The following is a 23,761-nucleotide window of genomic DNA, read 5'->3' on the forward strand; positions in this document are numbered from 1 at the left end:
GCGATTAATCCGCTTGTCGGCCACGCGAATACCAAAAACGCCGATCAGATTCGTTACAATGGCACGTTGCGCGTCAGCGCGACCGTTGGACACAGGCGCCGTCGGAACCCGGGCCAGTTGTTCAGCCGCCAGGTCCAAACACGGTCGCAGCAAGGCGCATGCGGTTCCTAGCAGCATCCGAAGTCGTCCCTCTTTTCACTACTGCCGAATCATCATGTCTCTGTTCTCCGCTGTCGAACTCGCTCCCCGCGACCCGATTCTGGGCCTGAACGAAGCTTTCAACGCCGATGCGCGCACCACCAAGGTCAATCTGGGCGTGGGCGTGTACACCAATGAGGAAGGCAAGATTCCTCTGCTACGCGCGGTTCGCGAAGCAGAAAAGGCACGCATCGAAGCAGCGCTGCCGCGCGGCTATCTGCCCATCGAAGGTATCGCCGTCTACGACGCAGCGGTGCAGAAGCTGCTGCTCGGCAACGATTCGCCGCTGATCGCCGCGGGCCGCGTCGTCACGGCGCAAGCGCTAGGCGGCACGGGCGCGCTGAAGATCGGCGCGGACTTCCTGAAGCGCGTCAATCCGGCATCGAAGGTCGCGATCAGCGATCCGAGCTGGGAAAACCACCGCGCGCTGTTCGAAAGCGCGGGTTTCGAGGTCGTCTCGTACCCGTACTACGATGCGGCGACGCATGGCGTGAACTTCGAAGGCATGCTGTCGGCGCTCAACAGCTACGCGCCGGGCACGGTCGTCGTGCTGCACGCGTGCTGCCACAATCCGACGGGTGTCGATCTGACGGTCGACCAGTGGAAGCAGGTGGTCGCGGTCGTGAAGGCGCGCGAACTGGTGCCGTTCCTCGACATCGCGTATCAGGGCTTCGGCGACGGCATCGATGCCGACGCAGCGGCTGTGCGCCTTTTCGCGCAATCGGAACTGAACGTGTTCGTGTCGTCGTCGTTCTCGAAGTCGTTCTCTCTGTATGGCGAGCGCGTCGGCGCGCTGTCGATCATTACGGGCAGCAAGGAAGAGGCCGCTCGCGTGCTGTCCCAACTCAAGCGCGTGATCCGCACCAACTACTCGAACCCGCCGACGCACGGCGGCGCCGTCGTCGCAGCCGTACTCGCATCGCCGGAATTGCGCGCGACGTGGGAAACGGAACTGGGCGAAATGCGCGATCGCATCCGCGCCATGCGTCATGGTCTCGTCGAACGTTTGAAGGCGGCGGGCATCGACCGTGACTTCAGCTTCGTCAACGCACAACGCGGCATGTTCTCGTACTCGGGTCTGACGGCGCCTCAAGTTGACCGTCTGCGTGAAGAGTTCGGCATCTACGCCGTCAGCACGGGCCGCATCTGCGTGGCTGCGCTGAACACGCGCAACCTTGACGTCGTCGCGAACGCCGTTGCCGCTGTGTTGAAGTAACGTTTGTCTGCATGACGGCGTGAGTCGCTGTCTCTGCTGGAACGAAGAAGGCGCTCCTTATGAGCGCCTTTTTTCGTGCTGCGCAGACAACCATCGGCCCAGCAACATCAACGCGAGTCGCGGTGAATATCGTGCGTGACGAACCCTGCATCGTTGTCCGGCATATCGAGCCAGCCGGGTTGCGCGAGCGAGTTGCGGATGTCGTCCAGGCCACTTTCCCAATGCTGCTGCATCGTCGACAAACCGAACTGATAGTCTTTGTAGTGCCCTTCGTATTCCTTGTTGCGGTAGATCAGGTGCACGATGTTGTAGCGTTTCGAACACGACAGTTCTTCGGCGAGCTTGGACCAGGGATCGTCGCGATGCTCAGGCGACACGCGTTCGAGCACTTCGCGCAGCACATGCCGGAAGCGCTGCGTGCGCTGCATCATGTCCGTGACGAGGCGCGTGCGGCTGGAATACTGAATGTCCTTCATCCGCCCCTGGACGTCGGTGATGTTGTCCGGCACGGGACCCAACGCGCTCCACAGATCGACCTGAAACGCAAGCGTATCGCGCCGCGGACTGGCTTGCGCAACCTCGTAGAGCGGCGTATTCGACATCAGGCCGCCGTCCCAGTAATACTCGCCGTCGATCTCGACAGCGCCGAATCCCGGCGGCAACGCGCCCGATGCCATGAAATGCTCTGGCTTCAAGGTGGTGTGCATGTTGTCGAAATAGGCGAAGTTGCCCGTGTGCACATTCACGGCGCCCACCGACACATGCATGTTCTTCGAATTGATCCGCTCGAAGTCGCAGAGCCGTTCGAGCGTCGCCTTGAGCGGCGTGGTGTCGTAATAGCTCGCGAGTTGCGGAGGGACAGAAACAGCGGGCAGCGGCGGCGGAAAGCGCGGCGTGAAGAAACCCTTCTGCCCGTCGACGAGTGCGCCCACCGCCTGCATTGCAGTAAACGCCTTGCGCACCGTGTCATTCGAGTTGAACAGCGCCTGTTCGACGGAAGGCGGCATGGGCGGACCGAAGGCCGGCTGGCAAATGGTTTCCCAAAACTCACGCAGCTTCTGGACGCGATGTTGCGGCGCGTTGCCCGCAATGATCGCCGTGTTCAGCGCGCCAATGGAAATGCCAGCCAGCCAGTTGGGCAGGATGCCCGCCTCGTCCAGCCCCTGATAAACGCCCGCCTGATACGCGCCCAGCGCGCCGCCTCCCTGCAGCATCAGCGCGATGGTCTCGTACTGAGGCAGCGCCTCGTGATGACTGGCGCGGACGCCGGACGCCGCGCCGGCCTGCTCGCTTGCTCCCGCACCGGCGTCGCCGGCACGCGCCCGCTTCACGCTACGTTGTGAGTCGCGTTGCGCCATCATCACCTCCTGATGATTACATCGGTTATTGCATGTACCAGCCGTGGCTGACGATGAACGACTGGCCCGTGAGCGCCGCAGTCGGGAACGACGACAGGAAGAGCACCGTTTGCGCAACGTCTTCGACCGTGGTGAAGATGCCGTCTACCGTACCGCCGAGCATCACGCGACGGACCACTTCTTCCTCCGTGATACCCAGTTCTTTCGCCTGCTCGGGAATCTGCTTGTCGACGAGCGGCGTACGCACGAAGCCCGGACATACGACATGCGAGCGCACGTTATGTTTCGCGCCCTCCTTCGCGAGCACGCGCGCCAGGCCGAGCAGCGCGTGCTTGGCCGTCACGTAAGCCGACTTCAGTGGCGACGCTTCGTGCGAGTGCACCGAGCCCATGTAGATCACGATGCCGCCGCGATCGTCCTTGTACATATGCTTGAGGGCTGCCTTCGTGGTGAGGAATGCGCCGTCCACGTGGATAGCCTGCATCTTCTTCCAGTCCGAAAACGAGTAGTTTTCGATCGGATTAACGATCTGGATGCCGGCGTTCGAGATCAAGATATCCACCGAGCCGAGTTCTGCGGCTACTTTGTCGATGCCCTGGTTGACGGCGTCTTCGTTCGTGACGTCCATCGCAATGCCGAGCGCCTTGCCGCCCGCCTTGTTGATCTCCTCAGCGACGGCGTTCGCGCCGTCCTGGTTCAGGTCCGCTATCGCGACGGCCGCGCCCGCTGCCGACAGCGTCAACGCGATCTGCTTGCCGATGCCGCTCGCTGCACCCGTGACGACGGCGACCTTGCCTTTCAGACTCTCATTCGATGACGACATCCAGAACCTCCATGCAGTTGATTGAGCAATGACAACATGGCGCGCAGGCATCGTAAAGCTGACCGAACGGCATATGCCGTTCGGTCGATTGCTGCACTGCGGCCGACTCCGCTATTGTGCATGAAGCGACGCGAACTACACACCCAAAGGCACGCCTCGCCGATTCGGATTAATGTGTGGGGTTCCGGCTACGACACCTCAGAAAAGGAGAAACTGGATGAACTACCGACGTCTCGGCCGTTCCGGCCTGCAAGTCAGCGAGCTGTCCATCGGCTCATGGGTGACTTACGGCAATCAGGTGGACCGGACGGCCGCACGGGAATCGCTGGCGGCCGCGCGCGACGCGGGCGTCAATTTCTTCGACAACGCCGAGGTCTATGCGGGCGGCAAGTCCGAACAGATCATGGGGGAAGCGCTGAAAGAATTGAACTGGCCGCGCGTGAGCTACATCGTTTCGACGAAATTCTTCTGGGGCCTCAATGAGGCGCCGAACCAGTATCACACGCTGAACCGCAAGTATCTGATGAACGCGATCGACCACTCGCTCAAGCGTCTGCAGCTCGATTATGTTGATCTGGTGTTCTGTCATCGTCCTGATCCGTACACGCCGATCGAAGAAACGGTGTGGGCGATGAGTGACATGATCACGCGCGGCAAGGCGCTTTACTGGGGCTCGTCCGAATGGAGCGCCGATGAAATTCGCGCGGCCTATGAGATTGCCGAACGTCATCATCTGCACAAGCCAGTGATGGAGCAGCCGCAATACAACCTGTTCCATCGCAAGCGCGTGGAGCAGGAATACCGGCGGCTTTATGAAGACATCGGCCTGGGTCTGACCACGTGGAGTCCGCTTGCCTCCGGTCTGCTGACGGGCAAGTATCGCAACGGGGTGCCTGCCGGCAGCCGCGCGGAGCTGCAAGGCTACGACTGGCTGCGCAAGGAACTGACCGACTCGGGCAAGAACAGCGTCGTCGGCCAGTTGGGCAATCTCGCGGACGAACTTGGCTGCACCGTTGGGCAACTGGCGCTCGCATGGATCCTGACCAATCCGAACGTCAGCACGATCATCACTGGCGCATCGCGCGTCGAGCAGATCACGGAAAACATGAAGGCGAAGGACGTGGCCGAGCAGATCACGCCCGAGATCAAGGAGAAGATCGAAGCGATCGTCGGCGACCTTTATCAGTGATGGCCGAGGCGCCGCGCGGCCGGGTCACTGACGCGCGCGGCCCGCGCCGCAAACAGAGTTGGCAGGTCGCGTACAATACGCAGCCCCAACGTCTGACCGTGCAGCTGCACACGCGGATGCCGAAGCGGACACAATGCACGTCGCACCATTCGATTCATCGGCATTCGCATCTCGCGACTCCCGCATAATCCGCATCTTCACAGCGTAATCATCGCCATGCTCAGTTACCGCCACGCTTTTCACGCAGGCAATCACGCCGACGTCCTGAAACACGCCGTCGTTGTGCAGTTGCTGCGCTACCTTGGACAAAAGGACAAGGCGTACTGGTACATCGACACGCACGCGGGTGCCGGCGTCTACTCGCTCAAGGAAGGCTACGCGACCAAGACCGCGGAGTTCGAGACGGGCATTGCGAGATTGTGGGAGCGCAAGGACTTGCCGCCCATGCTGGCCGAGTACGTCGACGAAGTATCGGCGCTGAATCCCGATGGCGAGTTGCGCTACTACCCCGGATCGCCTTATCTCGCATGGCGCTTGATGCGCGAGCAGGACCGTATGCGCCTGTTCGAATTGCACAGCACCGAGATCGACGTGCTGCGCCACAACTTTCGCGACGCGGGGCGCCGCGCGATGCTCTTCGCAGGCGATGGCTTCGACGGCATCAAGGCGCTTTTGCCGCCCGCGCCGCGCCGCGCGCTCGTGCTCGTCGATCCATCCTATGAAGACAAACGCGATTACTCGCGAACCCTGACTTGCGTCGAAGAAAGTCTGAAGCGTTTTGCGACAGGAACGTATGCCGTCTGGTATCCGCAAGTCGCGCGACCGGAGTCCCAGCGCTTTCCCGAGCAGTTGAAGCGGCTGCAGGACAGGAACTGGCTGCATGTGTCGTTGACAGTTAGCAGCCCACCTAGCGATGGCTTTGGACTCTTCGGCAGCGGCATGTTCATTCTGAACCCGCCCTACACGCTGCCGAAGATGTTGAAAGAAACGCTGCCGTGGCTCGTCGAGACACTCGGCGAGGACAAGGCCGCGCAGTTCAAGATCGAACATCGCGGCGACTGAGTCACACGGTTTACCTGGCCTGTTCGGCTGCTTTGCGCGCAAAGTCGTTTGTGTAAGTCGCTTTCAGATCGATCTTCGAGGGGTCGAGCCGTGAATCGAACGAAGCGAGCGCACGCAGCGCTGTCGGTGGCCCGTCGGCAGGCATCAGCCCGTCTGGCGAATACGCTTCGCGAACGTTGTGGAAGGCGTCGATGTACAGCGCCTTGTCATTGAGCAGATACACGGCAGGCACCATCTTCACGATATCGGCATCGCTTGCCGTCTGCAGCCAGCGGTCCGCACGCACGATCGCGTTCGCCAATGCCTGAGTCGTCTTCGGATTCTTCTGGATGAAGCTGTCGGACGCGTAGAGCGTGGCTGCGGGCATCGTTCCGCCGAACACCTCCTGCGTGCCCTTCACGGTGCGCGTATCGACCAATATCTTTACCTCACCCGAGCGCTGCAGTTTTGTCATCATCGGATCGACATTCGACAGTGCATCCACCTGCCCGTTGCTCACAGCGGAGATCACGGTTGCGCCGCTCCCCACGCCGATTACGGAAATATCGTTGCGTTGCACGCCAGCTTTGCGCAGTGCGACGGTCAGCACGAGATCGGTCGACGAACCGGGCGCACTCACGCCCACTTTCGCGCCTTTGAAGTCGGCCAGCGACTTGAGCGTATCAGCTTTACTTTTCGTCACCGCGACGGCGATCTGCGGGGCACGGCCCATCAGCACGAACGCACGGTAGTGCTGGCCTTTCGCCTGCATGAAGATCGTGTGCTCGTAGGCGCCAGCACCGACATCGGCACTGCCGCCAACCACCGCCTCCAGCGCCTTCGATCCGCCCGCGAAATCCTCGAGCGTCACGTCCAGCCCCTCCTCCTTGAAAAAGCCCAGCTGGGACGCGGTCAGGACAGGAAGATAATAAAGACCCGGCAAGCCGCCGACGGCCATCGTGAGCGCCGGTTTCTCGGGCGTGTCCTTCGCAATGGCAGAGTGAGCCATGAATACCAGCAGTGCCGCGCACGCGCTCGCTACATGGCGGAAATCCAGGTTGCGCATTCGTCGTCTCCGTTCTGTTGGACTTGTTCGTCTCGCTGCGCGGACCAGCGTGAGATGCGCGTCCGCGGGCGATGATCGCGCAACGATTGTCGTCCGATGAAGTGGCGCACGCCATGCGCCGAAACCCGAATGATGCGAGTCCTTGCCGAGTCTGGGACTATTGGGAGTGCGGTACGCGCCGCGGCAGCGGCGCTGGGGTGGGATACGGAGCCGGTGTCGCGCCCGGCAACTGGATATATGGCGCGACGATGTAAGGGGGTGCCCCGTTGGGCGTTAGTTCTTCGGGCGCCGCGATCGGCTGGGCCTCGACGATGCGGCTGCGCGACAGCGGCGCCGTCTGCAGCGCGATTCCGCCCTGCCCGTCGCTGATGCCGCCTTGCGTATCGAGAATCAGCGGCTGGCGGTTCGTCGACGAGCCGGCAAATGCCGTCGACGCCGCCCCCAGCAGCATGACGAGCGCTGCTGACCGCAGCAGATGAAACGAGTGGTCTGAAAACATGGGCGCCCCGGATGATTGCAGGAATGCCGACTATCGCGAAAACATCTTACCTTATCCCGGCACAGGTATTTGGGCTAGTCGCTGCCGGTCGGCGTAGTGCAATTCGCCAGCTCCACATGTGACAAAGCCCCGCATGCGGGGCTTGACGTCGCGACTCCCGATCGCGGCAAGTACGCTGCCGCTCATACCGGGGCGTAAAGCTCTTACAGCGAGTAGCCGTTGGTTTCGAGCGAGCGGATGCGCTGCTCCAGTTGGACGATGTCCGACGACGCTGCGAGGTAGGCCTCACGGCGGCTACGTTCAGCAGTTTCAAACCAGTTGCTCAGCTTTTCGATCACAAACGCAAACATGATGTACTCCAAGGATCAGTTAAGAATCCCCGGTGAGTTGGGCATCAGGGATTTCCCGTAGAAGGGTTAACCCGAATTATACTGGTCCAGCGCAACGCCGCCAGTGAATTGCACGAATAGCGTGCATTCCGTTTTGGAATGGTGCGTCACCGATTTTTCAATAAATCATTGATTGTGGTCGGTTTTTAGAGACCCGCGGGAAAATCCGTTGACCCCAACCTTATTTTTGCACCACATAAGTGCATTATGTTCGACTGATCTCTACGCTGCGGCACTGTTTTTCAATGGCCGTGACAATCCGGCGTAGCGATCGTCGAATCGGCAGCCGCCAGGCTTTCGATGATCGGACAATCGGGGCGATCGTCGCCGTGGCAATGCTCGGCGAGATGCGTCAGTGTGTCGCGCATCGCAGTCAGTTCAGCGATCCGGCGGTTCAGTTCGGCGACATGCTGTAGCGCGATTGACTTCACCTCGGCGCTCGCTCGCGACCGGTCGTTCCACAGCGCGAGCAGCCTGCGGATATCCTCGACCAGAAACCCCAGCCGCCGCGCCTGGCGGATAAAACGCAGCGAATGGACTTCCGGCGCGCCGTAAACACGATACCCTGCCGCCGTACGCTCCTTTGCGGCGAGCAATCCCACGCTCTCGTAGTAGCGGATCATCTTCGCCGTCACGCCCGACGCGCGGGCCGCTTCACCGATATTCATCACTCTTTCCCCACTTTGCTACACGTATGTTGCATGATTCTTGACCTTCCCACTGTGGGAAGGTTAATCATGATATGGCCCGTCGACAGGCATAATTCAACCGTCGCAGGATTGATCAGCTAGAGGAAAAGCATGAACATCGAGTTCAAGGTAGAAGGAATGAGTTGCCAGCATTGCGTCGCGGCTGTCACGCGCGCCATCCAGGAACAGGACGCGGGCGCACAGGTTCAGGTCGATCTGTCGGCGGGCAAAGTCGCCGTCCAGTCGGGCGCGTCAGCAGACACGCTCAAGGCCGCCATCGACGAAGCCGGCTACACGGTCGTCGGCGTCAACAGCAACTGAATGGGGAACGCGCGCATGTTCAAGGTTGCCGTCATCGGCGCGTCGGGTCTGCTGGGGCGCACGATTGCGGGCGAGCTCGTGCGGCAGCAGGACTGGCAGATCGTGCAGACGACATTCAGCCGCCCGATGCCCGAAAGCGTACCGCTCGATATTCGTGACGCTAGCGCGGTCGATCAGTTCGTCGAGCGCGAGCGGCCGAACGCCATCGTCATCGCGGCAGCCGAGCGGCGACCGGATGTGTGCGAAAACAATCCGGCGCTCGCGCGTGCGCTGAACGTGGACGCCGTGCGCGCGATCGCATCGGCTGCACGCCGGCACGACGCGTGGGTGCTGTCCATTTCCACCGACTATGTGTTCGACGGCACGGCGCCGCCCTATCGCTACGACGCGACGCCGTCGCCCATCAACGCCTACGGCCGCAGCAAGCTCGAAGGCGAGCGGGCGCTGGCCGACGCGGCCGATCTGGGCTGCGTGCTGCGCCTGCCGCTGCTGTTCGGGCCGATCGTCGACTGGCAGGAATCGGCCGTGACGAGTCTCGTGCCCGCGATCGCAGCATCGGCGTCGGCGCCCGCATCATCCGGAGCGAAACCCGCCGTGATGGACGCGTGGGCGATCCGCTATCCGACCTATACGCTCGACGTCGCCGTCGTCGTGCGTCAGTTGCTGGAACGGCACGCGCGTGGCGAAGCGATATGCGGGACAGTGCAATGGTCCGGTGACGAGCCGATGACGAAGTACGAGATCGCCCAACGTCTCGCGCACGCATTGCAGATGGACGCGCAACTGACGCCGCAGCACACGCCGACGGACGCCACGCCGCGCCCGTACAACTGCCAGCTCGATTCGGCACGGCTCGAGGCGCTCGGCATCGGCCGACGCACGCCCTTCGATACGGCGATCCGCGAGGTTTTTGCGCTGTTTCCGTGGCGCGGTTAGATGTCAGTGGAAATCGCGGCTCGTCGATTGCAGGCCGCCAAGCAGATGCGACATATCGACGAGCCGTTGCGCCACCAGATGCCGCACTTCGCCCTCGCATTGCCACGTGCCATACACGGCGAGCAGCGACGCGCCGAGCGCTTCCCGCCGCTGCCTCTCCAGCAGACTCGGCCAGATGATCACGTTGACGTTGCCTGTTTCATCTTCGATCGTCACGAACAGCACGCCCTTCGCAGTGCCCGGCCGCTGCCGCACCGTAACGATGCCGCAACCGCGCGCGAGCCGGCCATTGCGATAGTCGCGTAACGTCGACGCGGGCAGCAGGCGCTGTTCCAGCAACACGGGCCGTAACAGTTCCAGCGGATGGCGGCCGAGCGTCAATCCCACGGAGCGGTAATCCGCGACTATGTCCTGCGCCTCCGACGGCGCACCCAGCTCGGGCGTGTCGTCCTGAACGGCGGCAACGGACAGCATGTCCTTGTCGGGCACAGCCGCCACCGAATGCCACAGCGCTTCGCGCCGGTTGCCCGCCAGCGACGACAACGCGTTCGCATCGGCGAGCACGTGCAGATCGCGCCGGTTGAGCTGCGCGCGGCGCGCGAGATCGTGAACACTCCTGAATGGCCGCACGGCGCGCGCGTTCTCGATACGCTCGGCCGCACCGTCCTTCATGCCGCGCAACAGCGACAAGCCGAGGCGCACGGCAGGACGCTGCTGGCCGCGGATTGTTTCGAGCGACGAGTCCCAGCCGCTTACCGTCACGTCGACGGGCAAGACGCGCACGCCATGCCGCCGCGCGTCCTGCACGAGCTGTGACGGCGAATAGAAACCCATCGGCTGACTGTTGAGCATCGCGGCGAGAAAAGCCTCCGGCTCATGGCATTTCAGCCAGCTGCTCGCGTAGACCAGTAACGCGAAACTCGCCGCGTGGCTCTCGGGGAAACCATATTCGCCGAAGCCCTTGATCTGCTCGAAAATAGCCTCGGCGAAACTCTGCTCGTAGCCACGCTCGCGCATGCCGTTGACGATGCGATCGTAGTATTTTTCGAGCCCACCCTTGCGCTTCCATGCAGCCATCGCGCGACGCAACTGGTCGGCTTCCCCGGGCGTGAAGCCCGCTGCGAGAATCGCGACCTGCATCACCTGCTCCTGAAAAATCGGCACGCCCAGCGTGCGTTTGAGCGCGATTTTCAGCTGTTCGCTCGGATAGCTGACGGGTTCGAGCTTCTGCCGCCGCCGCAGATACGGATGCACCGCCCCGCCCTGAATCGGTCCCGGCCGCACGATCGCGACCTCGATCACAAGGTCGTAGAACTTCTGTGGGCGCAGACGCGGCAGCATGCTCATCTGCGCGCGCGATTCGATCTGGAACACGCCGATCGTATCGGCGTTCGAGATCATGTCGTAGGTCGCCTTGTCCTCAGCAGGAATGTCCTGCATCTCGAAGCGCTCGCCCGTGCGGTCCGCCACGAGATCCAGCGTGCGCCGGATCGCCGACAGCATGCCGAGTGCGAGCACGTCGACCTTCAGCAGACCGAGCGCTTCGAGATCGTCCTTGTCCCACTCGATCACCGAGCGGTCGGCCATTGCCGCATTTTCGACGGGCACGAGCCGCGTGAGCTTGCCGCGGCTGATCACGAAGCCGCCCGAATGCTGCGACAGATGGCGCGGAAAATTGAGCAGCTGCGCCGCGAGACGCGCCCATGCCTGAATCAGCGGCTTCTCCGGATCGAGGCCCGATTCTTCGAAGCGCTTGAGCAGATCGTGGCTCGTGTCGAACCAGTGGTGCGACTTCGCGACGGTGTCGACGAGCTGCGGATCGACGCCGAGCGCCTTGCCCGTTTCGCGCAATGCGCCGCGCGGCCGATACGTCGACACGGCCGCAGCGATCGCCGCGCGGTCGCGTCCGTACTTGCGATAGATGTACTGGATCACTTCTTCGCGCCGCTGATGCTCGAAGTCCACGTCGATGTCTGGCGGCTCGCCCCGCTCCTTCGAAATGAAACGCTCGAACAGCATGTTGCCGCGCGCGGGATCGACCTCGGTCACGCCAAGGCAGTAACATACAGCCGAATTGGCCGCCGACCCGCGTCCCTGACATAGGATGTGCTGGCTGCGCGCATAACGCACGATGTCGTAGACGGTTAGAAAGTACGGTTCATAGCCGAGGTCTGCGATCAGCGCGAGTTCGTGCTCGATCTGTTGCTGCACGTTGAATGGAATGCCCGAGGGGAAACGGTGCTGCGCGCCGATGTACGTTTCCTGCCGCAGATATTGCGTCGGCGTGTAGCCTGCGGGCACGAGTTCGTCGGGATATTCGTAGCGGAGTTGATCGAGCGAAAACGCGCAGCGCGACAGCACGCTGATGGTCTCGCGCACAGTGTGATCGGGATACAGATTTGCGATCCGCAATCGCGAGCGCAGATGCTGTTCGGCATTCGGCGCGAGCTCGTAGCCGCATTCGTGCACCGGTCTGCCGACGCGGATTGCCGTCATCGTGTCCTGCAGCGGCTTGCGCGACCGCACATGCATCACGACATGCCCCAATGCGACGACGGGCACGTTCTGTTGGTTGGCGACATATTCGACCGAACCGCGATGGATGTCGTCCATCGCGCGCTGATGCAGCACGAGCCCGACCCACGCGCGGCCCTGAAATGTCTCGTCGAGCCACTCGATCTGGGCGTCGAGCACCGCTTCATTGGCCGGAAAATCGGGCACGAGGATCGCCAGACAATCGGGCATGCCACGCAAGTGCGCGTTCTCGCGATCCGGCCGCGACAGATCGTGCGGCGTGAGCCGATATTCGCCCTTCGGCGCGCGCGTGCGTGCGAGCGTGATCAACTCGGACAAATTGCCGTAGCCCTCGCGGTTCTGCGCGAGCAGGATCAGACCGAACGCAGGCGTGCCATCGGCGTTGCGCAACCGGAAGTACGAACCGATGACGAGCGGCAAGCCTTTTTCCTTCGCCGCCACGTGCGCGCGCACGACGCCCGCGAGCGAACATTCATCGGTGATTGCGAGCCCGGAGTAACCGAGCTGGGACGCGCGCTCGGCCAGCTCCTCCGCGTGCGACGCGCCCTGCAGAAACGTGAAGTTCGACAGGCAGAACAGTTCGGCATAAGCCGGCAAGACATTGAACGTCGCGTCCATCGCGTCATCCGAACAGGCCGTGCAGGAACCAGCGCGGTTCCTCTTCCGCATCGCGGCTGCTGACGCGCTCGCGATAAACCCAGTAGCAACTGCGATCTTCGCCCTGCATGACGAAGTAGTCGCGCGTGACGAGTACGCCATCGAACCAGCCCGCTTCGATCCGCTCGCCCGGCGATGCGATTTTCAACGGCGAACCATAAAACGGCCGGTGCTCGCGCATGAGCAGACGCACGGGCGTCGCCAGCATCCACGTCGGGCGCGGCAAGCCTTTGGGCAGATGCATTTTCTTTTCCGCGTGATTCATGGGCACCCAGCGGTTCGCGATTTCAGGCCGGTAGTCGGCCGTCGGCGCGGGACGCAGCACGTTCTCTTCGCCATTGCGCGCGATCAGCAATTCGATCAGCCGCGCATGATCCGCAGGAGAACCGCCCGGTTGCGGGAAGAGTTGATCGGTAGCGGGCTCGGCAGTGTCGACCTTCGACGCATCGAGCCGCAATGCGATGGCAGGCGCATCGAGCGTGAGGCGATGCAGCCGCTCCTTCACGAGACGCAGCAAATGATCTTCACGCCACGCGGCCTCGCCCAACGCGATGTCGATCGACGTCGGCGCGATGGCTTCGCGGCCGCGCTCGTGCTCGAACGACAGCGTGATCGCCGTCACGGCCAGCTGCTTCGCGCACAACCAGCCGCACAGTTGCACGATCAGCCGATGCGCGGCAAACACGGCGCCGTCCGCATGCTCCAGACGATCGGGCAATTCGAGACGTGCGCTGAACGTGGGTGGCAACTGGAGCCAATCGAACAGTTCCGGCGCGGTGCCGAACGCGCGGTCGAGCGAATCCAGCAGGTGCTCGCCGCAACGCCGCTGCAGCCCGGCGCGCGGCAAACGGCGCACATCGGCAATCGATTCGCAGCCAAGTCCGCCGAACCAGTCGACAAATGGACGGATCTCCGGTACGGCCAGCATCGGCAGCGGCTCGAGCACGCGTTCCAGCGACGCAAGTTGCAGCACGCGACGATTGCCGTGCTTCGCCAACAACCATGCGCCCTGTCCCGTCGGCGCCGCGCTGATACGTGCCGTCAGACCGAGCGCGTCGAGAATCGCCTTCGCCTGACGACACAGCGACAGCAATCCACCGAAAAGCCGCACGCTTCCGCCGACTTCGACGAGCACCGTGGCTTCGTCGTGCAGCGCGACATCGGGCGAAAATTTCATTAGCGCGATGCCCACTTCGCGTTGCGTGGCGTTCTCGCGCGCGATGTCACGCTCGTACATCGCCGTTTCCGGCGACAATGTCAACACGCCACCGCGCTTCATCCCAAGCCGAACACCTGCTGCGCGGGCCGCGCCGTCGGCAATCGCGACCTTGTCTTTCTCCAGCACAGCGCAGCCGTGTACGGGCTCAGGCAACCACCTCGGTCGAAAGACTTCGAGCGGCAACTTCGGCAAGTGGACGGCGAGAAAGACGCGCATGACGGGAAAACAAAACGGGTGTGGGTTGAAGAGGAATCGACAGAGGCTCCGCGCGTGTTGGGCCTCGTCGTTTCACGATGTCGACCATCAGGCCATCGGCCGAAGGTCGTAGCGCCAGTCTTAATAAAGCTGGCGAGGAGTCCTGAGCCGACGCGAGCGGCCGAACCATGATGAAGAGCGTCTCAGACGACTGCGCGGCCAAATGCAGGCGCCGCAGCGACGACGCCTGCGCGTGCTGCGCCCACAAGATCAACGCGCCGCAGGTGCCGGCGCGCAAGATCTGCTCGGCAGACCAGAAGGCGTCGGCACTTTTGGGGGCTTTAACTTGCAGCAGTTGATCGAGCGAGAGTCCGATGTAATCGAGACCTAAACCATCCGGGATGTGTGGCGGCTGCACCAGTGCGATGGGACGGTTGCCCAATGAACTCAACGCCGGCCGTAACAGGCGCATTTCGCCGACGCCGGGCGTTTGAACCAGCAAATCAACCAGTGCGCCGATCGGCCAGCCGCCGCCAGGCAACTCAGTGGATAGCGCCGGATAACCGGTGTCGAGCGTGCGTCGCCCCCCGCGTGCGAACTGCGACGCTCGCCATAGCGACGGGTGGATCTCTTCGGCATGGGTAGCGTCGGCCAACATCAGCGTAGGAAAATAACTGTATATTTATACAGTATCCTACACGGAAATGACGAGAAGAATGGCACCCTTTTTTAGACAGAGGGGTGTTTGGACCGGATAGCCTGGTTAGCGGATGGATCAGGCGCGCAGTCGATCGCTAAGTCGAAAACGGGGCCCGAGCATCGTCGCATCGTCCGATACTGATGCAACGGTTGCTCAACGGGGAAAGATGGATGGTTGGTGCAGAACCGCCAGCCAGGCGAACCGGAGTGCAGCTTCGACGCGACAAATATAAGAAAGGACGAATCGATCGCCCATGTCATCAGAAGAAGCTTTTGAAGAGATAGAGAGACGTCTTGCTCAGAGCCTCATGATCGACCGAAGCTGAACAAAACATCGGCCGCACAAACGCCAAGACCCCGCTTTTGAGGGCGGGGTCTTGGTGATGGGTAAGGAGCCTGACGATTACCTACTTTCACACGGGCAATCCGCACTATCATCGGCGTGGAGTCGTTTCACGGTCCTGTTCGGGATGGGAAGGGGTGGGACCGACTCGCTATGGTCATCAGGCATGACGGGTTGCTGCGTCGCATCGCGGTGCGCCACAGCCAATCTGGAAGAAGCGTAAAGAGGGGGGTTGTGTTGTGTCGTGTTGCGGGCACAACGCTGTTGTCTCAACCTGTGTGGTACCGAGACAGACCTGTTATAGGATCAAGCCTTACGGGCAATTAGTATCAGTTAGCTTAACGCATTACTGCGCTTCCACACCTGACCTATCAACGTCCTGGTCTTGAACGACCCTTCAAGGGGCTCGAAGCCCCGGGGATATCTCATCTTAAGGCGAGTTTCCCGCTTAGATGCTTTCAGCGGTTATCTCTTCCGAACATAGCTACCCGGCGATGCCACTGGCGTGACAACCGGTACACCAGAGGTTCGTCCACTCCGGTCCTCTCGTACTAGGAGCAGCCCCCTTCAAATATCCAGCGCCCACGGCAGATAGGGACCAAACTGTCTCACGACGTTTTAAACCCAGCTCACGTACCTCTTTAAATGGCGAACAGCCATACCCTTGGGACCGGCTACAGCCCCAGGATGAGATGAGCCGACATCGAGGTGCCAAACACCGCCGTCGATATGAACTCTTGGGCGGTATCAGCCTGTTATCCCCAGAGTACCTTTTATCCGTTGAGCGATGGCCCTTCCATACAGAACCACCGGATCACTATGACCTGCTTTCGCACCTGCTCGACTTGTCGGTCTCGCAGTTAAGCACGCTTATGCCATTGCACTATCAGCACGATTTCCGACCGTACCTAGCGTACCTTCGTACTCCTCCGTTACACTTTGGGAGGAGACCGCCCCAGTCAAACTGCCCACCATGCACTGTCCCCGACCCGGATCACGGGCCAAGGTTAGAACCTCAAACAAACCAGGGTGGTATTTCAAGGACGGCTCCACGCAAACTGGCGTTCACGCTTCATAGCCTCCCACCTATCCTACACAGATCGGTTCAAAGTCCAATGCAAAGCTACAGTAAAGGTTCATGGGGTCTTTCCGTCTAGCCGCGGGGAGATTGCATCATCACAAACACTTCAACTTCGCTGAGTCTCGGGAGGAGACAGTGTGGCCATCGTTACGCCATTCGTGCAGGTCGGAACTTACCCGACAAGGAATTTCGCTACCTTAGGACCGTTATAGTTACGGCCGCCGTTTACCGGGACTTCAATCAAGAGCTTGCACCCCATCATTTAATCTTCCGGCACCGGGCAGGCGTCACACCCTATACGTCCACTTTCGTGTTTGCAGAGTGCTGTGTTTTTATTAAACAGTCGCAGCCACCAGTTTATTGCAACCCCTTCACCCTCTGCGCGCAGGCGCATCAAGCTACAGGGGCGTACCTTATCCCGAAGTTACGGTACCAATTTGCCGAGTTCCTTCTCCCGAGTTCTCTCAAGCGCCTTAGAATACTCATCTCGCCCACCTGTGTCGGTTTGCGGTACGGTCAATGTGAAACTGAAGCTTAGAGGCTTTTCCTGGAACCCCTTCCGATTGCTTCGTCGCCTAAGCGACTCGCGCCACGCCCTTGAATCCCGTGCCCGGATTTGCCAGAGCACCTTCTCCAACGCAGCGACCGGGACTTCCAACACCCGGACAACCTTCCGCGATCCGTCCCCCCATCGCATTTCACACTGGTGCAGGAATATTGACCTGCTTCCCATCAGCTACGCATTTCTGCCTCGCCTTAGGGGCCGACTCACCCTACGCCGATGAACGTTGCGTAGGAAACCTTGGGCTTACGGCGAGGGGGCCTTTCACCCCCTTTATCGCTACTCATGTCAGCATTCGCACTTCCGATACCTCCAGCACACTTTCCAGTGCACCTTCGCAGGCTTACGGAACGCTCTCCTACCATGCGTGCAAAGCACGCATCCGCAGCTTCGGTATATGGCTTAGCCCCGTTACATCTTCCGCGCAGGACGACTCGATCAGTGAGCTATTACGCTTTCTTTAAAGGGTGGCTGCTTCTAAGCCAACCTCCTGACTGTTTTAGCCTTCCCACTTCGTTTCCCACTTAGCCATATTTGGGGACCTTAGCTGGCGGTCTGGGTTGTTTCCCTCTTGACACCGGACGTTAGCACCCGATGTCTGTCTCCCGTGATTGCACTCTTCGGTATTCGGAGTTTGCTATGGCGAGGTAATCCGCAATGGACCCCTCAACCATGACAGTGCTCTACCCCCGAAGGTGATACACGAGGCACTACCTAAATAGTTTTCGGAGAGAACCAGCTATTTCCAGGTTTGTTTAGCCTTTCACCCCTATCCACAGCTCATCCCCTAACTTTTCAACGTTAGTGGGTTCGGACCTCCAGTACGTGTTACCGCACCTTCATCCTGGCCATGGATAGATCACCTGGTTTCGGGTCTACACCCAGCGACTGATTCGCCCTGTTCGGACTCGCTTTCGCTACGCCTGCCCTAATCGGTTAAGCTCGCCACTGAATGTAAGTCGCTGACCCATTATACAAAAGGTACGCCGTCACCCCTTGCGAGGCTCCGACTGTTTGTATGCATGCGGTTTCAGGATCTGTTTCACTCCCCTCCCGGGGTTCTTTTCGCCTTTCCCTCACGGTACTGGTTCACTATCGGTCGATCACGAGTATTTAGCCTTGGAGGATGGTCCCCCCATCTTCAGACAGGATTTCACGTGTCCCGCCCTACTTGTCGTACACCCAGTTCTTCCTCGCTGTTTTCGCCTACGGGGCTATCACCCACTATGGCCGCACTTTCCAGAGCGTTCGGCTAACAACGAAGATAAAGAGTACAGGCTGGTCCCATTTCGCTCGCCACTACTTTGGGAATCTCGGTTGATTTCTTTTCCTGCGGTTACTTAGATGTTTCAGTTCACCGCGTTCGCTCCACGCAACCTATGGATTCAGTTGCGGGTGACCCATACGGGCCGGGTTTCCCCATTCGGATATCGGTGGATCAAAGCTCGTTTGCCAGCTCCCCACCGCTTTTCGCAGGCTACCGCGTCCTTCATCGCCTGTGATCGCCAAGGCATCCACCACATGCACTTGTTCGCTTGACCCTATAACGGGTATGTCTCTTTCGATAACATCCGCTACAGGTTGAGTTTTCGCGTGTCGGTCCACGTTAGTGCCTCAGCACTTATCGGGGAGCCCACACACTGCGTGTTGTGCCGTATTCCAAGGCTGTCTTTCGACAACCCTTAAATACTTTCGATACAATCACAACCCTGATTCGCCTACTCGCGCGCCCATCTCTAAGCACGCTTTCGCGAATCTCTTTACTACTTCTTCCTGATTGTTAAAGAACGACAGCCGATATGCGCTTGCGCACATCCAGTCTGACTGGCTCAATTGCCAATGCATAACGCGCGGCCCCCTTCCGGACCGGACACTAGGCATTGGAAACTGGTGGAGGATGACGGGATCGAACCGACGACCCCCTGCTTGCAAAGCAGGTGCTCTCCCAGCTGAGCTAATCCCCCGCAGATACCGCACCTTGAGGTTTCACTCGTCACACCGCAGACAACGTGGTGGGTCTGGTTGGATTCGAACCAACGACCCCCGCCTTATCAAGACGGTGCTCTAACCGACTGAGCTACAGACCCCTCAAAGCCTGTCTTCAAACAACAGCCGACAAGTGTGAGCGCTCAACTTGTGAACGCGAAGCTCTGGAAAGGAGGTGATCCAGCCGCACCTTCCGATACGGCTACCTTGTTACGACTTCACCCCAGTCATGAATCCTACCGTGGTGACCGTCCTCCTTGCGGTTAGACTAGCCACTTCTGGTAAAACCCACTCCCATGGTGTGACGGGCGGTGTGTACAAGACCCGGGAACGTATTCACCGCGGCATGCTGATCCGCGATTACTAGCGATTCCAGCTTCACGCAGTCGAGTTGCAGACTGCGATCCGGACTACGATCGGTTTTCTGGGATTGGCTCCACCTCGCGGCTTGGCAACCCTCTGTTCCGACCATTGTATGACGTGTGAAGCCCTACCCATAAGGGCCATGAGGACTTGACGTCATCCCCACCTTCCTCCGGTTTGTCACCGGCAGTCTCCCTAGAGTGCTCTTGCGTAGCAACTAGGGACAAGGGTTGCGCTCGTTGCGGGACTTAACCCAACATCTCACGACACGAGCTGACGACAGCCATGCAGCACCTGTGTTACGGCTCCCTTTCGGGCACCCTCACCTCTCGGCAAGGTTCCGTACATGTCAAGGGTAGGTAAGGTTTTTCGCGTTGCATCGAATTAATCCACATCATCCACCGCTTGTGCGGGTCCCCGTCAATTCCTTTGAGTTTTAATCTTGCGACCGTACTCCCCAGGCGGTCAACTTCACGCGTTAGCTACGTTACCAAGTCAATGAAGACCCGACAACTAGTTGACATCGTTTAGGGCGTGGACTACCAGGGTATCTAATCCTGTTTGCTCCCCACGCTTTCGTGCATGAGCGTCAGTATTGGCCCAGGGGGCTGCCTTCGCCATCGGTATTCCTCCACATCTCTACGCATTTCACTGCTACACGTGGAATTCTACCCCCCTCTGCCATACTCTAGCCCGCCAGTCACCAATGCAGTTCCCAGGTTAAGCCCGGGGATTTCACATCGGTCTTAGCGAACCGCCTGCGCACGCTTTACGCCCAGTAATTCCGATTAACGCTCGCACCCTACGTATTACCGCGGCTGCTGGCACGTAGTTAGCCGGTGCTTATTCTTCCGGTACCGTCATCCTCCACCGGTATTGGCGGCGAAGTTTTCTTTCCGGACAAAAGTGCTTTACAACCCGAAGGCCTTCTTCACACACGCGGCATTGCTGGATCAGGGTTGCCCCCATTGTCCAAAATTCCCCACTGCTGCCTCCCGTAGGAGTCTGGGCCGTGTCTCAGTCCCAGTGTGGCTGGTCGTCCTCTCAGACCAGCTACAGATCGTCGCCTTGGTAGGCCTTTACCCCACCAACTAGCTAATCTGCCATCGGCCGCCCCTTGAGCGCGAGGTCCGAAGATCCCCCGCTTTCCTCCTCAGAGCGTATGCGGTATTAATCCGGCTTTCGCCGGGCTATCCCCCACTCCAGGACACGTTCCGATGTATTACTCACCCGTTCGCCACTCGCCGCCAGGCCGAAGCCCGCGCTGCCGTCCGACTTGCATGTGTAAGGCATGCCGCCAGCGTTCAATCTGAGCCAGGATCAAACTCTTCAGTTCAAACCTGTTACTGTTTTTCGGGCTCTCTCGAACCCGGTCGCTCACTCAAAATCACTGACGAAAGATCTGATTGCTCAAACCTTCCTCAATTTCTTCGTGTGAGACTCGATTACTTTCGCTATTGCGGCAATCCGAAGATCACCGCGCGCTCGCCATCGAGCACCCACACTTATCGGCTGTTAGTTTTTAAAGAACATTCGCAGGAAGCGCCTTGCTTTCACCGCGTTGCTGCGTCAACAGCAGAGAAACGAGATTATGAAGAACCTTTTTCGTTTCGTCAACCGGTTTTTTTTAGCATCGCCTGAAAAACCTGCTGACTCCACACCGCGCCGCTTCTGTCGCGGCCCCGCTCCATCGCGCAGAACACCGCGCTCCCGAACGAGGACGCGAATCTTAGGCCATCCCGCGCCTCATGACAAGGGTGTGACGCAGATTTTTATCGGGGTCACTTTCACATCATTTCCCTGGCGCCTTCTCGACCTGCACGACTGTGTCCACCGGCTTTTCACCCGCCTTCGCAATCAGTTCGCGGGCCTCGGGCGAACCAATCGTCCAGTCATGCAGCACGGTATAGGCCACAGCGAGCAAAGTCGGCCCGATAAATACGCCAAGGAAACCAAACGCGAATGCACCGCCGAGGATGCCAAGCATCACGAGGATCAACGGCATGTCACTGCTCTTGCCGATCAGGATCGGCTTGACGACGTTATCGGACATACCCACGACGACCACGCCCCACACCACGAGGAAGATCGCCCACCCCGTCTCGCCGCCGTGATACAGCCAGATCGCCGCGGGCAGCCATACCACGACCGGGCCGCCTGGAATCACCGACAAAAAAAACGTCGCGAGCCCGAGCAACGCCGGCGCGGGCACACCCGCAATCCAGCAGCCGAAGCCGGCCAGCACGCCCTGCACCAACGCCGTGCCGAGAATGCCGTACACCACGCCCTTCACCGTGCTTCCCGCCAAAGCCAGCAGATAATCGGCGCGTTCGCCGGCAATGCGCCGCATGCCCGCGTTGAGCCATGCGGCCGCGCCCTCGCCGCCCGTATAAAAGAAGAACGTCAGGATGATACTGAGCGCGAGCAAGCCCAAGCCATGCGTAACGGCGAGCGCTGCCGCGAGAATCCATTTGCCTGCCGGGGCCGCCAGTCCGCGCAGCTGCGCAACCATCTCGGAATTGCTACTGGTCACGCGTTCCCAGAACGACTCGATGCTCGAACCGACCAAGGGAATCCGTGCGACCCAATCTGGCAGGTCCGGCAACCCGGCGTCCATCAGGTGCTGAACAAGCGCGGTGATGTCCCTGGTATGCGCGCCAAGGGCAAACCCCGCATAGACGAACGGCCCCAGCACGACGATGAGAATGATCAGCACGATCAACGTCGCGGCCCACCTGCGCCGTCCGCCCAGGCTCGTCGCCAGCTTGCAGTACAAGCCCCACGAGCTAAAACTCAGGATCGCGCCCCACAACAACGCGGTCGTGAACGGCGCCAGCACCAGCAGCGAGCCGCCGACCAGCAACAGCAACGCAAATACGGCCGCCAGCCGTTCTATCAGTTGGTCCGATTTCACCATGCACCACTCCCCGTGCCATGCCATCTCGAGCCACGCCCTGCAGAACGAGTATAGAAAAGCCCCGGATAAAGCGACGAAAGCGCGGCCTCAGGTGGGTCATTCAGCGGTGAGCAAGCCCGTATCCCGGAGGAATCTCTGCCTACGGCGCGTGTCGTTAATATGACGACGAAGAAACGACTAGAATATATGGTTCTCTGCACACAACCTCCGGATTTATGCGCTCGCGAATCGCCAAACGTCTCCCCCCCGATGCCGACAAGCTGGTCGGTCTGTCGCTCGCGCTCTTCGCGTCGGGTAGCCGCACCGAGGACCGCTTCTGGGAAGCCAAGCTCGACGCGTTGCTCGCAAAAATAGTCCGCAACGGCAACCAGACGACGCTCGACGCCGCACTCGACCATCTTCAGCAGAATCATCCGGACGCCTACGGCGCCCTTGCCGACATGGCCGAAACGCACAGCGAGTCGCTGATCGTCGAGCACGACGGCGTCCAGTATGAAGCGCTGTTGATCGCCGCGCCGGTGCTGGCCTGGACGCGCTATGTCATTCCGTCGGGCGCACTGAAAAGCGACGCGGCCGACGCATTGCGCGCGCAAATGCAGGCGCACGTGCTGGCTGCCGACACCCGCGTCGCGATGGCGCCCTTTATGTATAGCATCGACCAGTTGCCGCGTCACCAGGTCGAAACGTGGCGCCTCGCGCAGCAACTGGCGCAGGCGGCCGTCGCCGGCGCCAACGCGAAGATCAATTTCGGCGAATTGCCGGAAACCTCGCCCATCCTGGCTGACCCGCGTTTCCTGCTGGCCGTTGTTGCGGCACCCGTCGGCGCGCCCGTGTTCCGCTGGCAGGAAGAAGAGCACGGCTCGCGCATCGAACGCAGCCAGTGCCTCGAGCAGTGGGCGGCGCAAGGCGGCGCCAATCTGGCCGTCGTGCTGCCCGGTTGCGAATTCGAATGCCTGCTGCCGGACGCCTATTACTCGGCCTGCCGCGACGCCGACGAACGCGTGCGTCCGCACACCGTCCGCACGGCGGTGCGCTACCTGTTCGACACGATCGGCGCAACGCCCGACGAACTGCGCGCCGTTGTCGCGGGCTTCGGCGAACGACGCATCGATGAATATCGCATCGGCTTCACGCGCCGCGGCAGCAACGACGTGATCTATGGCGTTGTGTGGCCGCTGTACGGGCGCGAGAACGGCGACCCGGGCATCGACGAGGAACCGCAGGAGGCGATGTCGCCCGAAGGTCCGCTCGAAGACATCGTCGCGTTACTGAAGGAAACGGGTATCACCGATATCCGTCGCCACGCCGGCCGCTTTGAGCCGGAATATTGCGACGACTGCGGCGTCCCGCTGTATGCGGATCCGCTCGGCGAGATCGTTCACGCCGAAATGCCGGAAGATGCCGAGCCTGCTCAACCGCATTTCCACTGATCACTTCGGAATTTTCTCTGTATCGAATCAGGCCCCGCCGCGCGCGGGG

General features: G+C 60.5%; 16 protein-coding genes, 2 tRNA genes and 3 rRNA genes. 6 read left to right on the top strand and 15 right to left on the bottom strand.

Features of this window, described 5'->3' with window-relative positions:
• Positions 1–214 precede the first annotated feature (214 nt).
• Entirely contained in the window at positions 215–1,414 is a 1,200-nt protein-coding gene (locus BPHY_RS09970) for an amino acid aminotransferase (protein WP_012401348.1), read from the top strand.
• A gap of 107 nt (positions 1,415–1,521) precedes the next feature.
• On the opposite strand, the gene BPHY_RS09975 is transcribed toward BPHY_RS09970, so the two are convergent.
• Both BPHY_RS09975 and BPHY_RS09980 read right to left on the bottom strand, forming a co-directional pair.
• Positions 1,522–2,772: a DUF3734 domain-containing protein gene (locus tag BPHY_RS09975; protein ID WP_041763525.1), complete on the bottom strand. Its 1,251-nt coding sequence runs from the start codon at positions 2,770–2,772 to the stop codon at positions 1,522–1,524.
• Between the two features lie 25 nt (positions 2,773–2,797).
• Positions 2,798–3,595 carry a 3-hydroxybutyrate dehydrogenase gene (locus BPHY_RS09980; RefSeq protein ID WP_012401350.1) on the bottom strand — a complete coding sequence of 266 codons (798 nt, stop codon included), beginning with the start codon at positions 3,593–3,595 and terminating at the stop codon, positions 2,798–2,800.
• 217 nt (positions 3,596–3,812) lie between these two features.
• Here BPHY_RS09980 and BPHY_RS09985 point away from each other — a divergent pair, with 217 nt between their 5' ends.
• Both BPHY_RS09985 and BPHY_RS09995 read left to right on the top strand, forming a co-directional pair.
• Positions 3,813–4,784: a potassium channel beta subunit family protein gene (locus BPHY_RS09985; protein ID WP_012401351.1), complete on the top strand. Its 972-nt coding sequence runs from the start codon at positions 3,813–3,815 to the stop codon at positions 4,782–4,784.
• A 216-nt stretch (positions 4,785–5,000) separates the two neighbouring features.
• Positions 5,001–5,846, top strand: a complete 846-nt coding sequence (locus BPHY_RS09995; protein ID WP_012401352.1) for a 23S rRNA (adenine(2030)-N(6))-methyltransferase RlmJ — start codon at positions 5,001–5,003, stop codon at positions 5,844–5,846.
• A 10-nt stretch (positions 5,847–5,856) separates the two neighbouring features.
• Here BPHY_RS09995 and BPHY_RS10000 read toward each other — a convergent pair whose 3' ends face one another.
• The 4 genes from BPHY_RS10000 to cueR form a co-directional block, all read right to left on the bottom strand.
• Positions 5,857–6,891, bottom strand: a complete 1,035-nt coding sequence (locus BPHY_RS10000; protein WP_012401353.1) for an ABC transporter substrate-binding protein — start codon at positions 6,889–6,891, stop codon at positions 5,857–5,859.
• A gap of 157 nt (positions 6,892–7,048) precedes the next feature.
• Positions 7,049–7,390, bottom strand: coding sequence for a hypothetical protein (locus BPHY_RS10005; protein ID WP_012401354.1), 342 nt, complete (start codon positions 7,388–7,390; stop codon positions 7,049–7,051).
• A gap of 203 nt (positions 7,391–7,593) precedes the next feature.
• Complete coding sequence (locus BPHY_RS39375; protein ID WP_012401355.1) at positions 7,594–7,740, bottom strand: DUF3563 family protein; 147 nt, start codon at positions 7,738–7,740, stop codon at positions 7,594–7,596.
• 281 nt (positions 7,741–8,021) lie between these two features.
• On the bottom strand, positions 8,022–8,447 hold the full coding sequence (gene cueR, locus BPHY_RS10010) for a Cu(I)-responsive transcriptional regulator (RefSeq protein ID WP_012401356.1): 426 nt from the start codon (positions 8,445–8,447) through the stop codon (positions 8,022–8,024).
• A gap of 132 nt (positions 8,448–8,579) precedes the next feature.
• Here cueR and BPHY_RS10015 point away from each other — a divergent pair, with 132 nt between their 5' ends.
• The gene (locus tag BPHY_RS10015) at positions 8,580–8,789 is read left to right on the top strand and encodes a heavy-metal-associated domain-containing protein (RefSeq protein WP_012401357.1); all 210 of its coding nucleotides are present in this window, start codon (positions 8,580–8,582) and stop codon (positions 8,787–8,789) included.
• Between the two features lie 15 nt (positions 8,790–8,804).
• Positions 8,805–9,725, top strand: a complete 921-nt coding sequence (locus tag BPHY_RS10020) for a dTDP-4-dehydrorhamnose reductase family protein (RefSeq protein WP_012401358.1) — start codon at positions 8,805–8,807, stop codon at positions 9,723–9,725.
• 3 nt (positions 9,726–9,728) lie between these two features.
• Here the strand turns inward: BPHY_RS10020 and BPHY_RS10025 are convergent, their stop codons facing one another.
• The 9 genes from BPHY_RS10025 to BPHY_RS10065 all read right to left on the bottom strand — a co-directional run bounded on the left by BPHY_RS10025 (position 9,729) and on the right by BPHY_RS10065 (position 22,282).
• Positions 9,729–12,878: an error-prone DNA polymerase gene (locus BPHY_RS10025; protein WP_012401359.1), complete on the bottom strand. Its 3,150-nt coding sequence runs from the start codon at positions 12,876–12,878 to the stop codon at positions 9,729–9,731.
• 4 nt (positions 12,879–12,882) lie between these two features.
• Complete coding sequence (locus BPHY_RS10030) at positions 12,883–14,352, bottom strand: Y-family DNA polymerase (protein WP_012401360.1); 1,470 nt, start codon at positions 14,350–14,352, stop codon at positions 12,883–12,885.
• A complete protein-coding gene (imuA, locus tag BPHY_RS10035) occupies positions 14,282–14,989 on the bottom strand; it encodes a translesion DNA synthesis-associated protein ImuA (protein WP_012401361.1) in 708 nt (235 codons plus the stop codon). The genes BPHY_RS10030 and imuA overlap by 71 nt, the downstream gene beginning before the upstream one ends.
• 435 nt (positions 14,990–15,424) lie before the next feature.
• Positions 15,425–15,538, bottom strand: a 5S ribosomal RNA gene (rrf, locus tag BPHY_RS10040).
• A gap of 137 nt (positions 15,539–15,675) precedes the next feature.
• Positions 15,676–18,557 (bottom strand): 23S ribosomal RNA (locus BPHY_RS10045).
• 347 nt (positions 18,558–18,904) lie between these two features.
• Positions 18,905–18,980 (bottom strand) — tRNA-Ala (locus BPHY_RS10050).
• A gap of 46 nt (positions 18,981–19,026) precedes the next feature.
• A tRNA-Ile gene (locus tag BPHY_RS10055) sits at positions 19,027–19,103 on the bottom strand.
• 67 nt (positions 19,104–19,170) lie between these two features.
• Positions 19,171–20,701, bottom strand: a 16S ribosomal RNA gene (locus BPHY_RS10060).
• Together the 16S, 23S and 5S rRNA genes with 2 tRNA genes alongside form the textbook arrangement of a ribosomal RNA operon.
• Before the next feature lie 456 nt (positions 20,702–21,157).
• Positions 21,158–22,282 carry an AI-2E family transporter gene (locus tag BPHY_RS10065; RefSeq protein ID WP_041763941.1) on the bottom strand — a complete coding sequence of 375 codons (1,125 nt, stop codon included), beginning with the start codon at positions 22,280–22,282 and terminating at the stop codon, positions 21,158–21,160.
• A 215-nt stretch (positions 22,283–22,497) separates the two neighbouring features.
• Between BPHY_RS10065 and BPHY_RS10070 the strand changes: the two genes are divergently transcribed.
• Positions 22,498–23,712: a DUF2863 family protein gene (locus BPHY_RS10070; protein ID WP_012401363.1), complete on the top strand. Its 1,215-nt coding sequence runs from the start codon at positions 22,498–22,500 to the stop codon at positions 23,710–23,712.
• Positions 23,713–23,761 lie beyond the last annotated feature (49 nt).

The organism is Paraburkholderia phymatum STM815, assembly GCF_000020045.1.
Classification (GTDB): Bacteria; Pseudomonadota; Gammaproteobacteria; order Burkholderiales; family Burkholderiaceae; genus Paraburkholderia; species Paraburkholderia phymatum.

Bases quoted from the DNA above. Each gene is read 5' to 3' on its own strand.
- BPHY_RS10005 (WP_012401354.1), bottom strand. From the start codon at position 7,390: ATGTTTTCAGACCACTCGTTTCATCTGCTGCGGTCAGCAGCGCTCGTC.
- imuA (WP_012401361.1), bottom strand. From the start codon at position 14,989: ATGTTGGCCGACGCTACCCATGCCGAAGAGATCCACCCGTCGCTATGG.
- BPHY_RS10015 (WP_012401357.1), top strand. From the start codon at position 8,580: ATGAACATCGAGTTCAAGGTAGAAGGAATGAGTTGCCAGCATTGCGTC.
- BPHY_RS39375 (WP_012401355.1), bottom strand. From the start codon at position 7,740: ATGTTTGCGTTTGTGATCGAAAAGCTGAGCAACTGGTTTGAAACTGCT.
- BPHY_RS09985 (WP_012401351.1), top strand. From the start codon at position 3,813: ATGAACTACCGACGTCTCGGCCGTTCCGGCCTGCAAGTCAGCGAGCTG.
- BPHY_RS10000 (WP_012401353.1), bottom strand. From the start codon at position 6,891: ATGCGCAACCTGGATTTCCGCCATGTAGCGAGCGCGTGCGCGGCACTG.
- BPHY_RS10030 (WP_012401360.1), bottom strand. From the start codon at position 14,352: ATGCGCGTCTTTCTCGCCGTCCACTTGCCGAAGTTGCCGCTCGAAGTC.
- BPHY_RS10065 (WP_041763941.1), bottom strand. From the start codon at position 22,282: ATGGTGAAATCGGACCAACTGATAGAACGGCTGGCGGCCGTATTTGCG.
- BPHY_RS09975 (WP_041763525.1), bottom strand. From the start codon at position 2,772: ATGGCGCAACGCGACTCACAACGTAGCGTGAAGCGGGCGCGTGCCGGC.
- BPHY_RS10070 (WP_012401363.1), top strand. From the start codon at position 22,498: ATGCGCTCGCGAATCGCCAAACGTCTCCCCCCCGATGCCGACAAGCTG.
- BPHY_RS10020 (WP_012401358.1), top strand. From the start codon at position 8,805: ATGTTCAAGGTTGCCGTCATCGGCGCGTCGGGTCTGCTGGGGCGCACG.
- BPHY_RS09980 (WP_012401350.1), bottom strand. From the start codon at position 3,595: ATGTCGTCATCGAATGAGAGTCTGAAAGGCAAGGTCGCCGTCGTCACG.
- cueR (WP_012401356.1), bottom strand. From the start codon at position 8,447: ATGAATATCGGTGAAGCGGCCCGCGCGTCGGGCGTGACGGCGAAGATG.
- BPHY_RS09970 (WP_012401348.1), top strand. From the start codon at position 215: ATGTCTCTGTTCTCCGCTGTCGAACTCGCTCCCCGCGACCCGATTCTG.
- BPHY_RS10025 (WP_012401359.1), bottom strand. From the start codon at position 12,878: ATGGACGCGACGTTCAATGTCTTGCCGGCTTATGCCGAACTGTTCTGC.
- BPHY_RS09995 (WP_012401352.1), top strand. From the start codon at position 5,001: ATGCTCAGTTACCGCCACGCTTTTCACGCAGGCAATCACGCCGACGTC.